The sequence below is a fragment of the Rothia sp. HMSC076D04 genome, from assembly GCF_001814645.1.
Taxonomy (GTDB): domain Bacteria; phylum Actinomycetota; class Actinomycetes; order Actinomycetales; family Micrococcaceae; genus Rothia; species Rothia mucilaginosa.
This window is the reverse complement of the sequence record NZ_KV817374.1, coordinates 30,360-45,003: the sequence shown is the minus strand read 5'-3', so window position 1 is coordinate 45,003 and position 14,644 is coordinate 30,360. Positions and strand designations below refer to the sequence as shown.

General features: G+C 61.5%; 10 protein-coding genes. 9 read left to right on the top strand and 1 reads right to left on the bottom strand.

Annotated elements, in window-relative coordinates; genetic code table 11:
- Positions 1 to 36: 36 nt before the first annotated feature.
- From HMPREF2980_RS08070 to HMPREF2980_RS08035, 8 genes are all read left to right on the top strand, one after another.
- Positions 37 to 1,752 carry a ribonuclease J gene (locus HMPREF2980_RS08070; RefSeq protein ID WP_070687921.1) on the top strand — a complete coding sequence of 572 codons (1,716 nt, stop codon included), beginning with the start codon at positions 37 to 39 and terminating at the stop codon, positions 1,750 to 1,752.
- Positions 1,753 to 1,998: 246 nt separating this feature from the next.
- Positions 1,999 to 5,193 carry an FtsK/SpoIIIE family DNA translocase gene (locus HMPREF2980_RS08065; protein WP_070691319.1) on the top strand — a complete coding sequence of 1,065 codons (3,195 nt, stop codon included), beginning with the start codon at positions 1,999 to 2,001 and terminating at the stop codon, positions 5,191 to 5,193.
- A 200-nt stretch (positions 5,194 to 5,393) separates the two neighbouring features.
- On the top strand, positions 5,394 to 6,041 hold the full coding sequence (gene pgsA, locus HMPREF2980_RS08060) for a CDP-diacylglycerol--glycerol-3-phosphate 3-phosphatidyltransferase (RefSeq protein ID WP_012903912.1): 648 nt from the start codon (positions 5,394 to 5,396) through the stop codon (positions 6,039 to 6,041).
- A gap of 100 nt (positions 6,042 to 6,141) precedes the next feature.
- Positions 6,142 to 6,732 carry a CinA family protein gene (locus HMPREF2980_RS08055; protein WP_070687925.1) on the top strand — a complete coding sequence of 197 codons (591 nt, stop codon included), beginning with the start codon at positions 6,142 to 6,144 and terminating at the stop codon, positions 6,730 to 6,732.
- Between the two features lie 283 nt (positions 6,733 to 7,015).
- The gene (locus tag HMPREF2980_RS08050; protein ID WP_005507109.1) at positions 7,016 to 7,423 is read left to right on the top strand and encodes a helix-turn-helix domain-containing protein; all 408 of its coding nucleotides are present in this window, start codon (positions 7,016 to 7,018) and stop codon (positions 7,421 to 7,423) included.
- A gap of 147 nt (positions 7,424 to 7,570) precedes the next feature.
- Complete coding sequence (locus HMPREF2980_RS08045) at positions 7,571 to 7,792, top strand: DUF3046 domain-containing protein (protein WP_005507110.1); 222 nt, start codon at positions 7,571 to 7,573, stop codon at positions 7,790 to 7,792.
- Between the two features lie 403 nt (positions 7,793 to 8,195).
- Positions 8,196 to 9,299 (top strand): recombinase RecA, encoded by a 1,104-nt coding sequence (gene recA / locus HMPREF2980_RS08040; protein ID WP_060823733.1) that lies wholly within the window; start codon positions 8,196 to 8,198, stop codon positions 9,297 to 9,299.
- 229 nt (positions 9,300 to 9,528) lie between these two features.
- Positions 9,529 to 11,478 (top strand): regulatory protein RecX, encoded by a 1,950-nt coding sequence (locus HMPREF2980_RS08035; protein ID WP_246823708.1) that lies wholly within the window; start codon positions 9,529 to 9,531, stop codon positions 11,476 to 11,478.
- Positions 11,479 to 11,654: 176 nt separating this feature from the next.
- Here the strand turns inward: HMPREF2980_RS08035 and HMPREF2980_RS08030 are convergent, their stop codons facing one another.
- Positions 11,655 to 13,040, bottom strand: a complete 1,386-nt coding sequence (locus HMPREF2980_RS08030; RefSeq protein WP_070691318.1) for a hemin ABC transporter substrate-binding protein — start codon at positions 13,038 to 13,040, stop codon at positions 11,655 to 11,657.
- Positions 13,041 to 13,075: 35 nt separating this feature from the next.
- Between HMPREF2980_RS08030 and miaB the strand changes: the two genes are divergently transcribed.
- On the top strand, positions 13,076 to 14,590 hold the full coding sequence (miaB, locus tag HMPREF2980_RS08025) for a tRNA (N6-isopentenyl adenosine(37)-C2)-methylthiotransferase MiaB (RefSeq protein ID WP_070691315.1): 1,515 nt from the start codon (positions 13,076 to 13,078) through the stop codon (positions 14,588 to 14,590).
- Positions 14,591 to 14,644 lie beyond the last annotated feature (54 nt).

Below are 14,644 nucleotides of genomic sequence, written 5' to 3'. Positions count from 1 at the left end.
ATCACAAGAAAACATAGAAGAAAGAGGAGACACACGATGAGCGTCTTTGAAGCGAATCTTCCCCTCCCTCCCCGCCTGAAGAAGGACACCCTGCGCGTGGTGCCCCTGGGCGGCCTGGGCGAAGTCGGTCGTAACATGACCGTGTACGAAATCAACGGCAAGCTGCTGATTGTTGACTGCGGCGTGCTCTTCCCCGAAGAGTCCCAGCCCGGCGTGGACCTGATCCTGCCCGACTTCAGCTACGTTGTCGACCGTCTGGACGACGTGGTTGCCATGGTACTGACCCACGGCCACGAGGACCACATCGGCGCGGTTCCCTACCTGCTGCGCCGCCGCCCCGACATCCCCCTGGTTGGTTCCGAACTGACCCTGGCACTGGTTGAGGCGAAGCTCGCCGAGCACCGCATCAAGCCCTACACCCTCGCGGTGAAGGAGCACCAGGTGGAGCGTTTCGGTCCGTTTGAGTGTGAGTTCGTTGCTGTGAACCACTCGATTCCGGATGCGCTGGCTGTCTACATTCGCACCAAGGCGGGCAAGGTTCTGCACACCGGTGACTTCAAGATGGACCAGCTGCCGCTGGATGGCCGCATCACCGACCTGCGCCACTTCGCTCACCTGGGCGAGGAGGGCGTAGACCTGTTCCTGCCGGACTCCACCAACGCTGAGGTTCCCGGCTTCACCCCGACCGAGAAGCACATCGGTCCGGTGCTGTCGAACGTTTTCCGTGACGCAAGCGGCCGCATCATTGTGGCATCCTTCTCCTCGCACGTTCACCGCGTGCAGCAGGTACTGGACGCAGCCGCTGAGCGTGGCCGCAAGGTCGTGCTCGTGGGCCGCTCCATGGTGCGTAACATGACCATTGCCGAGAAGCTGGGCTACCTGAAGGTCCCCGCTAACGTGCTGGTGGACCTGAAGAAGGTTGACGACTACCGCCCCGACCAGATTGTGATGATGTGCACCGGTTCGCAGGGCGAGCCGATGGCGGCACTGTCGCGCATGGCGAACGGTGACCACAAGATTCAGATTGAGCCCGGCGACACCGTGGTGCTCGCCTCCTCGCTGATTCCCGGTAACGAGACCAGTGTCTTCCGCATCATTAACGCCCTCATGAAGCTGGGCGCTAACGTGGTGCACAAGGGCAACGCGAAGGTTCACGTTTCCGGTCACGCTGCCGCGGGTGAGCTGCTGTACTGCTACAACATTCTCAAGCCGAAGAACGTTATGCCGGTTCACGGCGAGGTTCGCCACCTGATTGCTAGCGGTGACCTGGCGATGGAGACCGGCGTTCCGAAGAAGAACGTGCTGCTCTGCGAGTCCGGCACCGTCGTGGATCTGCGCGATGGCGTGGCGTCCGTGGTGGGCGAGGTTCCCTGCGAGTACCTGTACGTTGACGGCCGCTCCGTCGGTGAGGTCACCGAGAGCGACCTGAAGGACCGCCGCATCCTGGGTGAAGAGGGCTTCGTGTCCATCGTGACCGTCATTGACCGCGCAACCAAGCGCGTGGTGACCGGCCCGGATATTCACGCTCGCGGTATCGCGGAGGACGACGCAGTATTCGACGAGATTGTTCCGAAGATTACCGCTGCTCTGGAGGATGCTCTGCACCGCGCACCCGAGAAGGTGCACACCGTGCAGCAGCTGCAGCAGATTGTGCGCCGCACCATCGGTGCCTGGATTTCTCGCCGTCTGCGCCGCAAGCCCATGATTGTTCCCGTGGTTGTTGAGAACTCCTCGAAGGCTACGAAGAACTAATACTCTGCGCGAGGCTAGCTGCCCGTAAACAGCGAAAAGGCGGGGTCGATACGTTGTGTCGGCCCCGCCTGCTGTGTATCTACCGAACGTATGCGCGAAAGCTACGCGAAAGCGAACGCGGTAGGGGAGAAGCGCCTCATCAGCGCCCTATCAACGCCCTCACAGACACAGGGCGGGGCACACTTTTTAGCTCACTGATAACGAAAGAATCGGTACATTAACGGGAAGGTTGATACCCTAAAAGGTATGGCTCCACGGACCACGAAGGGTCGTAACACGACCTCTACTAAAGCAAACACTAAGAAGACCACCCGCAAGCGCACCACCTCCCGAGGCGGTGCCCAGCGCGGTGCCAACGCGGCGAACCCTGTAGCGGGCGCTATCTCCTCCGTCTGGCTGAGCATCGCTCACGCTATCGGTGGGCTCTTCCGCTCCATTGGCGCGGTGCGCACCGACCTTGCGCCCGAAGACCGCCGTGACGGCGGCGCGCTCACCATCCTGCTGTTCGGCCTGATTAGCGCCGGAGTGGAGTGGTACAACTGGCGTGCCCACACCTCCCTCGGTTTGTTGCGTGCGCCCCTGGACGCCTGGCACACCATGCTGGGCGGTATTTTCGGTCAGGGCGCCCTGCTGGTCCCGGTGCTTTGCCTCATCATGGCGTGGTGTGTTTTCCGTGGACCCGACCTGATTAAACGTAATAACCGCGTGGCGTTGGGCTCCTTCATCATTCTGGTGGCGACCTCCCTGTTCTTTGCTCGCCATGCGGGTCACCCGACCTTCGCGGATGGTTTTGACGCCGTCTGGGCTGGTGGTGGTGTGGCTGGCGTGCTGCTGGGCACCCCCATTGTGCGTGTGAGCGGTGGTATTGCGTTCGTTGAGATTCTGATTCACCTGCTACTGGGTATTGCCGGTCTGATGGTTCTGACGAACACTCCGATTCGTCAGGTGGTGCCGCGTACTTTGCACCTGGTCGGTCTGGCGTTGGGCGAGAAGCCGAACGGCACGACTCGAACCTCCGCGAAGGATAGCCCTTCGGATGCGACTCAGACCGTGGACCTGAACGCTGAGGAGCACGACCGCAGCTACCTGTACGAGGACGAGAAGCCGGCACGTACGACTCAGAAGTCTGGCGGCCTGTTCGCTCGTCTGCGCGGTTGGTTGGGTATTGCTCCCGTTGCGTCGACCGATTCTTCCCTGGACGAGTACGCCGGTGATGAGGCATTCGTGAGCGCCGTGGTGGATGAGACTCACCCGGAAACCACGCAGATGCCGGTACAGCCCGCGGACTCTGCACAGGATTCTGCGCAGGGATCCGCTCAGCAGGCGCGCCTGGCGGCTAAGCCAAACCGCCTGTCCCGTCTGCCCGGTCGCCTCAACCAGGCACCGGCCGCGCAGGGTGCGTCCGCCCAGGGTTCTTCTGCACAGAACGGTGCTTATTCGAGCAGCCCTGACCTCTTTGACGTTGAGGCGTCGGATGCGCCCGCAGCCCGCCTGGATCAGGTGCAGCGCGCCGCCGTGGCGAACGGCCGCGTGAACCGTAATCCTGGCGAGGAGCCTCTCTTTGACGTTGAGGCATATGACGGCTTTGGCGCTTCTGAGGAAGCTGCACCGCAGACGAAGCCGCACCAGGTGGTGAACCCTGCACAGTCTGCCGCTCCGGCTTCTGCATCCCAGGCTCCTGCAGCACCCGCGGCTCAGCCTCCGATTCCGACCCGCATGCACTCGCCCGGCGCGCACCCGAAGAACGCGGCCCCCGCGGCTTCGCGAGCGCCCGAGGCTGGCGCATCCCGCCCGCTGCAGAACAATACTCAGGTGGCAACCACCGAGCAGGCGCGCGGCGAGCAGGTTGTGCAGTCCTCCCGCGGCGCGTACGTGCTGCCCTCGGAGGAGATGCTGGTTGCTGGCCCGCCCGCCAAGGAATCTTCCGAGGTCAACGAGCACGTGGTTGAGGCTCTGACGAATGTGCTGGAGCAGTTCAAGGTGGATGCGCAGGTCACCGGCTTCTCGCGCGGCCCGACCGTGACCCGTTACGAGATTGAGCTGGGTCCCGCCACGAAGGTGGAGCGTGTGACCGCGCTGAGCAAGAACATTGCGTACGCTGTGGCGAGCCCGGATGTTCGTATTCTGTCCCCGATTCCGGGTAAGTCCGCAATTGGTATTGAGATCCCCAATACGGACCGTGAGACCGTTGCCCTGGGTGATGTGCTGCGTTCCCCGCAGGCTCACGCGAACCAGCACCCGATGGTCATGGGTGTGGGTAAGGACGTTGAGGGCGGCTTTGTGCTGGCGAACCTCGCGAAGATGCCGCATATGCTGGTCGCTGGTGCGACCGGTGCCGGTAAGTCTTCGTTCGTGAACTCGATGATTACCTCGATTCTGATGCGTGCAACCCCCGACCAGGTGCGCCTGGTGATGGTTGACCCGAAGCGTGTGGAGCTGACCGCCTATGAGGGTATTCCGCACCTGATTACGCCCATCATTACGAACCCGAAGAAGGCTGCTGAGGCTCTTCAGTGGGTGGTTCGTGAGATGGACGCCCGCTACGACGACCTCGCCCACTACGGCTACAAGCATGTGGACGACTTCAACAAGGCGGTGCGTGAGGGTAAGGTTCAGCCCGATCCCGGTAGCAAGCGCACGGTGCATGAGTACCCGTACCTGCTGGTGATTGTTGACGAGCTCGCCGACCTGATGATGGTCGCTCCGCGTGACGTGGAAGAGGCGATTGTTCGTATTACGCAGCTGGCGCGTGCGGCGGGTATTCACCTGGTGCTGGCGACCCAGCGTCCGTCGGTGGATGTGGTGACCGGTCTGATTAAGGCGAACGTTCCGTCTCGTATGGCGTTTGCGACCTCCTCTGTCACTGACTCTCGCGTGGTGCTGGATCAGCCCGGCGCGGAGAAGCTGATCGGCCAGGGTGACGCGCTCTTCCTGCCGATGGGCGCCTCGAAGCCGATGCGTGTTCAGGGCGCGTGGGTGTCTGAGTCTGAGATTCACGCCGTGGTTGAGCACGTGAAGAAGCAGGCGCCGACCATCTACCGTGAGGACGTGATGGTCTCTGCCGCGAAGAAACAGATTGATGAGGAAATCGGCGATGACCTCGACGATCTGCTGCAGGCGGCGGAGATTGTGATTACGACCCAGTTCGGTTCGACCTCGATGCTGCAGCGTAAGCTGCGCATGGGCTTCGCGAAGGCCGGACGCATCATGGACCTGCTGGAGTCGCAGGGCGTGGTGGGCCCCTCCGAAGGCTCGAAGGCCCGCGAGGTGCTGGTCCGCCCCGACGACCTGCAGGCGACCCTGGCGCGTATTCGCGGTGAGGAGCCTCCGGCTGCCGACCCGTACGCGAACGCGGTGGACCCGGGCGAGCCGGTCACCGACTATTTCGATGAGCCCGATGATGAGGGCTCGGAGGACGCTTGGCAGCTGACCGGCCGTTAGCCTTTCAGCGCCCTATCCATTCGGCTGAGTCCACTCGGCTGGATGAACTCGCGACATGCACCCCGTATCGTCCCTGTGATGTCTGCTACGGCACACGTATAATGGACGGTACGGGGTGTTTGCGTATCCCCGATACGTTTAGGTGTCGGTGCGTACGCGGTCTCTCACCGTCGAAAGCCATCTACCCGTAAGGAGCCGTTATGAGTGAAGCTCGCAATTCCGCATCCGCCGGTGCGGTCAGCACAGCGAAGCCTTCGAACTGGAATGTGCCGAATGTGTTGACGGTTCTGCGTATTATTGCGGTTCCTTTCTTCATTGTTGCCCTGGTTGCGGGCGGTACTTTTGGTGCCGCTGATCCGACGCACCGCTGGCTGGCGTGGATTATTTTCATTCTTGCCATGCTCACGGACTGGGCGGATGGCTACCTGGCGCGCTCGCGTAACCTGATTACGAGCTTCGGTAAGATTGCTGACCCGATTGCCGATAAGTTCCTCACTGGCGCGGCGTTCATTGTGCTGTCGGCGCTGGGTGAGCTGTGGTGGTGGGTCACGATTGTGATTCTGCTGCGCGAGTGGGGCATCACAATCATGCGTCTGTTCGTTATTAAGTACGGTGTGATGGCCGCTAGTAAGGGCGGCAAGATTAAGACCGTGCTGCAGACGGTGGCGCTGGTGCTGATGCTTCTGCCGCTGGGCCAGCTGGGTCTTGGCTGGCTGATTCCTGGTTGGGTTCTGATGGGCGCGGTCACCGCGATTACCGTGTGGACCGGCCTGGTGTATGTGCGTGATGCGTATATTTTGCGTCGTAACTGGTTGCAGGCTCAGGCCTCCCAGGGCGGCGGTCATTAGAGGCGAGGGGAGTGGCGTGCGCTGCTCCCCTTCGCTGTACCTGCGGCGCGTTGTGTGCCGCGTGAGGTTTTGGGCGGCGGTTCGCCGCTGAAAGGAGAGAATAATGGTTCCCCTCGTACTTGAAGATGCTCTGTCCCTTGAGCTTTCCTCCGCTGAGGTTTTCTCCGGTACCCCGGAGGCGGCGGCGCTGTTACTGCGCGATGCGGTGCAGTTGCGCGCCGCCCAGGAGGGCCCGGTGCAGGTGGCGACGGCTGAGTCGCTGACCGGCGGGGATGTGGGCGGCGCGATTTGTACGGTGCCGGGTGCATCGGCGTATTACCGCGGCGGCGTGATTTCCTATGCCTACGAGGTGAAGGCTCAGGTGCTGGGCGTGGACGCTCAGCTGCTGGCGCGTGAGGGTGCGGTGCATCCTGCGGTGGCTGTGCAGATGGCGGTCGGTGCGGCGCGTGTGTGCGGTGCCGATTATGCGGTGTCGACCACGGGTGTTGCCGGTCCTGATTCTGCGGATGGCCAGCCGGTGGGTACGGTCTATATCGGTGTGTGTTCCCCTGGCGGTTCTGAGGTGTTTGAGCGCCACTATTCGGGGGATCGCGCGCAGATTCGTGCGGCGGCGAGCGCGGATGCGATTGCTTTGCTGGCGCGTGCGGTGCGCGGCGGTGCCGGTGGGGTTCTGAAGGACGAGCTGGCGTAGCGTGCTAGGGCTGGGCTGGGCTGGGCTGGGCTGTGCCTGGAACGGCTGTGTCGTCGTCGGTGCGGCGCCTACCTAAAAAAATTTACGGTTCAAATATATTCACAGGGTTCTTTCAGCTCCGCAGGAATAAAGGCATAGGTTCGCCTGTTTGAATAGATACAAGCCATAAGAAGAGGACGAAAATGGCGAGGCTCCTAGCTCATGCCTCAAAAATCAGTTAGGCTTAACTCTGTACAGTCCCGCAGGTCGGGAATACCTACTCAGGAAAGTGATATAGAAGCTCATGGCTAAGCAGCGCGTATCGATTAATGGCATTACTAAGTGGAAGGAAATCGAGGAGACCCCCCGACAGGTCGCCCCGGTCGTTGAGGAAGCTAAGGTTGTTCCCCTGCGACAGGCAATCGGTGAGGTTCTTCGCGATGTTCGCCAGCGTCAGGGCCGCACCCTGCGCGAGGTTTCTCAGCGTGCCCGTGTTTCCCTCGGTTACCTGAGCGAAGTTGAGCGCGGTCAGAAGGAAGCTTCCTCCGAACTGCTGGCGTGGATTTGCCAGGCTCTGGACATTCCGATGTCCCAGATGCTGCGTGAGGTTGCCGACCGTATGGCGGTTCTCGAGGGCGTTCAGATTCCGGATACTGTTCCGGCTGAAATGTCTGAGCAGTACAAGAGCGATTACTACATTCTCTCGAAGTAACGAGAGGCGGCACATGCCGCGCTAAACGTGAAGCGATGCCGTGCATCCCCGTAAGGTGGGGGTGTGCGGCATCGCTTATTCTCGGTTTACTATCGGGCGATGTGACGAATTATGAAGCAAACTAGCGGTGAAGCGGAAGGAGCGCTTGTGAAGCTGAGCGAATTTTGGGCGTGCATGGAGTATGAGTTCGGTGCTGGGTATGCTCCGGTGCTGGCGCGTGACTTGGTGCTGGGTTCGCTGGGCCATGTGACCGCTGCGGAGGCGCTGGATCAGGGCGTTAACCCGAAGGACGTGTGGCTTGCAATCTGTGAGGAGCAGGAGATTCCGCAGGAGCGCCGCCTGGGTCCCGATAAGGAGCCGTTGCGCTAGGTAGTGAGCCTGGCGTGTTCTAGCGTATGGGCGGGCCTAGCGTCTGTTCCCTGGCATTTGTTCGAGTGCTAGCGCCTGTGCGGGAGGTATTTTCGAATAATTAGCCGAGAATCCGGGGTTTTTCGAAAATATATGCCGAAACCCTATCCGATTTATTCGAAACTGGGTCGTAATTTTGTTCGACTCGTGCTAGACTTTTCCACATCAGGAATTTTTCGGAAAAATCTTCAAAGTTTTCCACAGATTTTAAAAAATGGCCTTATCCTGTCAGGCTGTGACCCTAGAGTAGTCTCAGAAGGAACCGGTAGGCCAAAACCTTCAAGGTCTCGATCACGAGTCCCACCGATTCCGAAGAAACATTACTCCCGTCAACCACTGACAACACAAAGAACGAGGTACTACCGTGGCTAAGAACACCAAGTCTCAGAGCGTAGCTCGCGTTCCCGAAGAGGGTCGCGCCAAGGCACTTGAAGCCGTGATGGCACAGATCGACAAGAACTACGGCAAGGGTGCAGTCATGCGCCTGGGTGATAAGGAAATCACCAAGACCGAGGTCATCTCCACCGGCGCTATCGCCCTGGATGCCGCTCTGGGTATTGGCGGTCTGCCCCGCGGCCGCGTCATCGAGATTTACGGTCCCGAGTCCTCCGGTAAGACCACCGTTGCACTGCACGCTGTAGCGAACGTTCAGAAGGCAGGCGGCGTGGCAGCGTTCATCGACGCCGAGCACGCGCTGGACCCGATCTACGCGGCAAAGCTGGGCGTGGACATCGACCAGCTGCTGGTCTCTCAGCCCGACACCGGCGAGCAGGCGCTGGAAATCATGGACATGCTGGTTGGTTCCGGCGCCGTTGATATCGTGGTCGTCGACTCCGTTGCAGCACTGGTACCCCGCGCCGAAATTGAAGGCGACATGGGTGACTCCCACGTGGGTCTGCAGGCTCGCCTCATGAGCCAGGCTCTGCGTAAGATTACCGGCCGCCTCTCCGCAACCGGCACCACCGCAATCTTCATCAACCAGCTGCGTGAGAAGATTGGTGTCTTCTTCGGCTCTCCCGAAACCACCACCGGTGGTAAGGCGCTGAAGTTCTACGCTTCGGTCCGTATCGACATCCGCCGCATTGAGACCCTCAAGGACGGCGCTAACCCGATCGGTAACCGCACCCGCGCCAAGATCGTGAAGAACAAGATGGCTCCGCCCTTCAAGCAGGCTGAGTTCGACATCCTCTACGGTGAGGGTATCTCCGTTGAGGGCGGCATCCTGGACCTGGCGGTGGAGAACGACATCGTCAAGAAGTCCGGCGCATGGTTCACCTACGACGGTGAGCAGCTGGGCCAGGGCCGCGAGAACGTTCGTAAGCTGCTCAAGGACAACCCCGAGCTCACCGAGGAACTGCAGTACAAGGTTCTGGTGAAGCTGGGCATCATTGAGGAAGAAGCTGAGGAGCAGGTAGCCGCTGAGTCCGAGGGTAACGACCCGCTGGACGAGCTGGCTGAGGAGTTCTAAACCGGCCCGCGTAGCTTCTTGCTAACGCCACGACTAATTGCCGTGTGCTGTGCATTCCGCACGGTGCACGGCAATCTGTCGTTAACGGAAGAAACACGTTAACGGGTGCGCATTAAGGGGAGTATCAGGGGGCGCCGGGACAACGCCTCGTTACAATGGGGGAGCGCTGTATAGCCGGGCGCACGGGTCATCAAGCGAGCGCCAACACAGGGGAGAGGAGGAACTGAACATGACGGAGCAGTGCATGATGGAACAGCGCATGACGGAACAGAACGGTCATGAAGAGCGTGAGCAAAACAGCGCGCGTGACGGCGACGCCGGTTTTGCGGCGCTGGAGGCGACCGAACCGCACTTCGGTTCCTCAGCGCTTGGTAACTTTGTTTCCTTTGAGCCTGTTGCCCCGCCGGTTGAGGTAGACGGCTTCGAGGCCCTCAATTTTGAGGCACCCGCGCCCCTGGCTGAGCCCACCCTCAGCTGGGAGGTGCCTGCCGCTGTTACACCTCCTTCTGTTGAAGAGCCCCCGTATGAGGATGAGCCCCCATACCCTGATGAACCCCCATACCCTGATGAGCCTCCCTATGAGGGCGAACCTCCCTACGAGGACGAACCTGCGTATCCGGCAGAGCCTTCGTACATTGAAGCAGAGTACGCAGGGGAATATTGGGTACCCTCGGACGAAGCGGCACTCGCAGAAGCAATAGCGGAGCAGCGTGGGGGCCAAGAAACCGCACCCCAGAAAACCAAGCCGAAAGCGCGGCAGGCTGAAAAGCCCGCGCCTCAGAAGAAGCCAGCGCCTAAGAAGAAGTCAGCGGCCACAGAAAACGCCCCCAAAAAGTGGGTGCGGAACAGGACCGCGGATTCGGTAGCCGCTGAGGAGTTCCCGGACTGGCACCCCGCCGCGCACGGCTTTGTTGAAGAAAGCATCGCCCGCGATAACGGCGGCGACTACGCCGGGGAGTTCCGCGTACCCGAGCTGCCCCTGCAGGCTGTGCCCGCCAACTTTGAAGATGGCAGTTCTGAGGAAGGTAGTGAATCCCCGCGCCGCAGCCTGCTCGTTGACCCGAACCTGCCCGCCGTCTCCATTGACGAAGCGCCCGCTCGTGCCTTCACCCCCGGCGGTGCCGAGCCGCGCCCTATGGCGGCGGGGCGCATGAGTCGAGCGGGTGCCGCCTCCATCGGATCGGGGCTCACTGCCGAAGAGAAGGAAGAGATCGAGAGGCAAGCCGCTCAGCGGGATAAGCAGAAGAAACGCAAATCTTCGCGTGCCTCCAAGAACACCGACTACAAGCGTGGGTTCCGCCGCATGAGCGCGGTGCAGCAAGAGAAAATGCGGAGCCGTTCGCCCTACGCGCCCGCCTTTGGGGCTCGAAGTGACGACGAGGAAACCCGCAAGAGTCCTGCGGGCCGCGGCTCGGGGAGCAACCTATTCAGGGAGGGAAGTAGCTTGAACGAAGAACTCACCCCCGCCGAAGAAGCACTCATCCGCGGTATTGCCGAGGAGGAGGCGCAGGGCGTTGGTACCGGAAAGCGCCGTGCCGCTTCGGCTGGATCCCCAAAGGGCGGTTCTCGAGCACGCGGCTCCCAACCGGGCGGCTCTCAGATGGGACATGCTTCCTCACAACCGGAAAGTAACGTGCCTTCCTGGAAGCAGAAGGTGCGTGCCGCCCGAGCCGCGGAAGAAACAGGCCCCTACACACGCGCTAAAACCATCGTGTACAACCAGCTGGCGTACTCGGCAAAAACCCGAGGTCAGCTGCGGAAGAAGCTGCAGGCAGAAGGCTTCGATGCGGAGCTCATTGAGCCGCTGCTCGATAAGTTCGAGGCGGCAAAACTCATTGACGACGCCGAATACGCCCAAAGCTTTGTGGCGCAGAAGAGCCGCACCAAGAAGCTCTCCCGCGCCGCGCTGCGCCGTGAGCTCGCTGAACGCGGGGTGCGCGGTGAAGAGGCGGAGAATGCCCTGGCTCAGCGCACCGACGAGCAGGAACGTGAGGACGCCGCCGATCTGGTGCGTAAGAAGCTGCGCCCCGGCATGGATCTGAGCGACCGCGCTGAAAAGGATAGGGTGACTCGCCGACTGCTGGGGATGCTGGCTCGCCGCGGGTACTCCTCCTCGGTGTCGATGTCGGTGATTCGTGAGGAACTCGCCGCCTACGGTGCAGAGGACGAGCTCTGGTAGAGAGCGAAGTAATACATTCCGCACGCACGGATAGACCCATGCCGGGGTGACCGAGAAAATAGGCACTATAAAGGGTGAGCCCGCTACAGACACACTCTGTGGCGGGCTCACCCTTTACGTTTTTGATCCTTATAAAAAGCCTTGTCGAAGGCTATATCCGCTGTTTACTCTGCTGCTTATTCAACGGCCCCCAGACGGTTCGCGAACTCGGCGAGGGTTGCATCCTGAGAACCGGCGATCTCCAACAGCAAGCGCATCAGCTGCGCACCCTCACGGCGAATACGAGGCAACAGATCGGAACGTGCCGAAGAAAAGTACAGCTCCAACAGGGCGCACACGGTCACCGCCGTGCACACCGCCAAATCCTCCGCCAGGTGCTCATCCAGCGGGGCGTCCTCAAAGAGGGCAGAGTACAGCGCCGGTAGCGCCTTTTTGCGGTCCACACGGTAGCGCGGGTACTCCGGCGAGGAGGGGAATCCCAGCATCGCCTCAACGAAGGGGAAGCCTCGGTGGTGCAGGCAGGTGCCCTCCGCATCGACCATGCGCACCTGCGCGCCGTCCGCTGAACCAATCAGCACGTTCTGCGGCGAAAAATCGCCCGACGAGAGCATATAGACACGTCCACGGTTGAGCTTGAACTGCTCGGGCACGGGCGGGCGCTTGGTGAAGAAGGGCAGCAGAACACGGCGGAAGCGGAAGGACAGCTCCTCAACTGCGGCGGGAAGAACGGGCGCATCCTCATGCTCAGCGGAGGCAGAGACGGGGCTAGAGTCAGCACCCTGCTCGGGTGCGCGCGCCTCATCAGCCACACCGTACAGCTTCTTCAAGCCGCGCTCAGCCAGTCCCGGCGAGGCAATAGCGCCCGGGAACTGCGCCTTGCGGTCGGCACGCGCCAGGTTCAGACGGTAATCCTCCACCGTCTCACCCATAATGCCGCTGGCGGCAAGGGAACGGTACGCCTCAATGTAGTAGTTCAGCGCGTCCAGCGCCTGCTGTTCGGTGCCTTCCAGCAGGGCGTGGGCAACCGAATACTGCTCGCCCTCAACGGTTCCGGCGCTCACATCCTCCAGCGCCAGCACGCGCAGCTCAGGATCCGCGCCGTAGAGCTGCGGGAACAGACCCGGAACCTGCCGGTTCAGCGCCTCCAAACCGTAGCGCTCACGCAGGTACCCGAAACCGCCCGCGTTCACCGTCGAATCCTTACGGCGGTAACGCTTCACAATAATCGAGGTCGGCAAAGACTGTGTAGACTCGAAAGACTGCGCAGACTCGGCGGCAGGCTCATACACCACACGCACCACAACGGAACGCATGCCGGTGCCCAGAATCTGCACGCGCTCAACCGTGCGGGCAGCCACCTGCTCCAAAGAATGCGCCCAGCTGAGCAGCTGCATCAGGGTCTGACGCATCGAGGCAGAATCAGCGCTCGCCTGAGGCGGCACGGGGGAGTAGGCGGCAATCGCCTCCTCAATGAGGGTGCTCAGAAGCTCCCCGTCAGGGGCGGGGGCGGAAGAATCGTTCGGTGACAGAGCCGGAAAGTTACTACTAAGGGAAACCTGCATAGAGCCATTATCCCCCATCGGATACCCTATAGGGCATGACTTCGACCCTCAGCGATTCCGCCCAGACCCCCGAAACCAGCCCCCGCACCTACGAAGTGCGCACTTTCGGCTGCCAGATGAACGTGCACGACTCCGAACGAATGTCCGGCCTTCTGGAGGCTAACGGCTACGTTCGCGCTGAGGAAGGCACCCAGCCCGACTTGGTGGTGTTCAACACCTGCGCGGTCCGCGAAAACGCTTCCAACCGCCTCTACGGCAACCTCGGTCAGCTGGCACCGGTCAAGCGCGCCCACAAGGGCATGCAGATCGCCGTGGGTGGCTGCCTGGCGCAGAAGGACCAGGACGCCATCATCGAGAAGGCGCCCTGGGTGGACGTTGTGTTCGGCACCCACAACATTGGTGCCCTCCCCACCCTGCTGGAGCGTGCCCGCCACAACCACGAGGCGCAGGCAGAACTGCTCGAATCCCTCGAAGTTTTCCCCTCCACCCTGCCGACTAAGCGCGACCACGTGTACTCCGGCTGGGTGTCCATCTCGGTGGGCTGTAACAATACCTGCACCTTCTGCATCGTGCCGTCTCTGCGCGGTAAGGAGAAGGACCGCCGCCCCGGCGACATTCTCGCTGAGGTTCAGGCGCTGGTCGACGACGGCGCTATCGAGGTGACCCTGCTCGGTCAGAACGTGAACTCCTACGGCGTGGAGTTCGGCGACCGCCAGGCGTTCTCCAAGCTGCTGCGTGCCTGCGGTGAGATTGAGGGCCTGGAGCGTGTACGCTTCACCTCCCCGCACCCGGCAATGTTCACCGACGACGTGATTGACGCGATGGCGGAGACCCCGAACGTCATGCCCGTGCTGCACATGCCGCTGCAGTCCGGCTCCGACAAGGTGCTCAAGGACATGCGCCGCTCCTACCGTTCCAAGAAGTTCCTGAACATTCTAGACAAGGTGCGCGAGCGCATCCCGAACGCCGTGATTACCACCGACATCATTGTGGGCTTCCCCGGCGAGACTGAAGAGGACTTCCAGGACACCCTGAAGGTTGTGGAGCAGGCTCGTTTCTCCTCCGCGTTCACCTTCCAGTACTCAATCCGCCCCGCCACCCCCGCGGCGACCATGGAGAACCAGGTGCCCAAGGAGGTCGTGCAGGAACGCTACGAGCGTCTGATTGCACTGCAGGACCGCATCGCCGGTGAGGAGAACCGCAAGCAGCTCGGTAAGACCGTTGAACTGATGGTCGTTGCGGAGGCAGGTCGTAAGGCGGACCAGACCCACCGCCTCTCCGGTCGTGGCCCGGACCAGCGCCTCGTGCACTTCTCGGTGCCCGAGGGTTGCGAGACTCCCCGCCCCGGCGACATGGTCACCGTGCCCATTACCGAGGCTGGTTCCTTCCACCTGATTTCTGACCCGACCGCCGAGCAGTACCAGCTGCGCCGCACCCGCGCCGGTGACGCGTGGGACCGCTCCCAGGCTGACTCGTGCGGTACCGGCACCACCCAGGTGCCCGGTGCGCCGGTGGGCCTGGGCATGCCGACCATCGGTCTGCGCCCCTAAAACCTATAACGAATCATGCGCCCTGTTCTTCGGGCTCGCACCGCCACCGCAAGT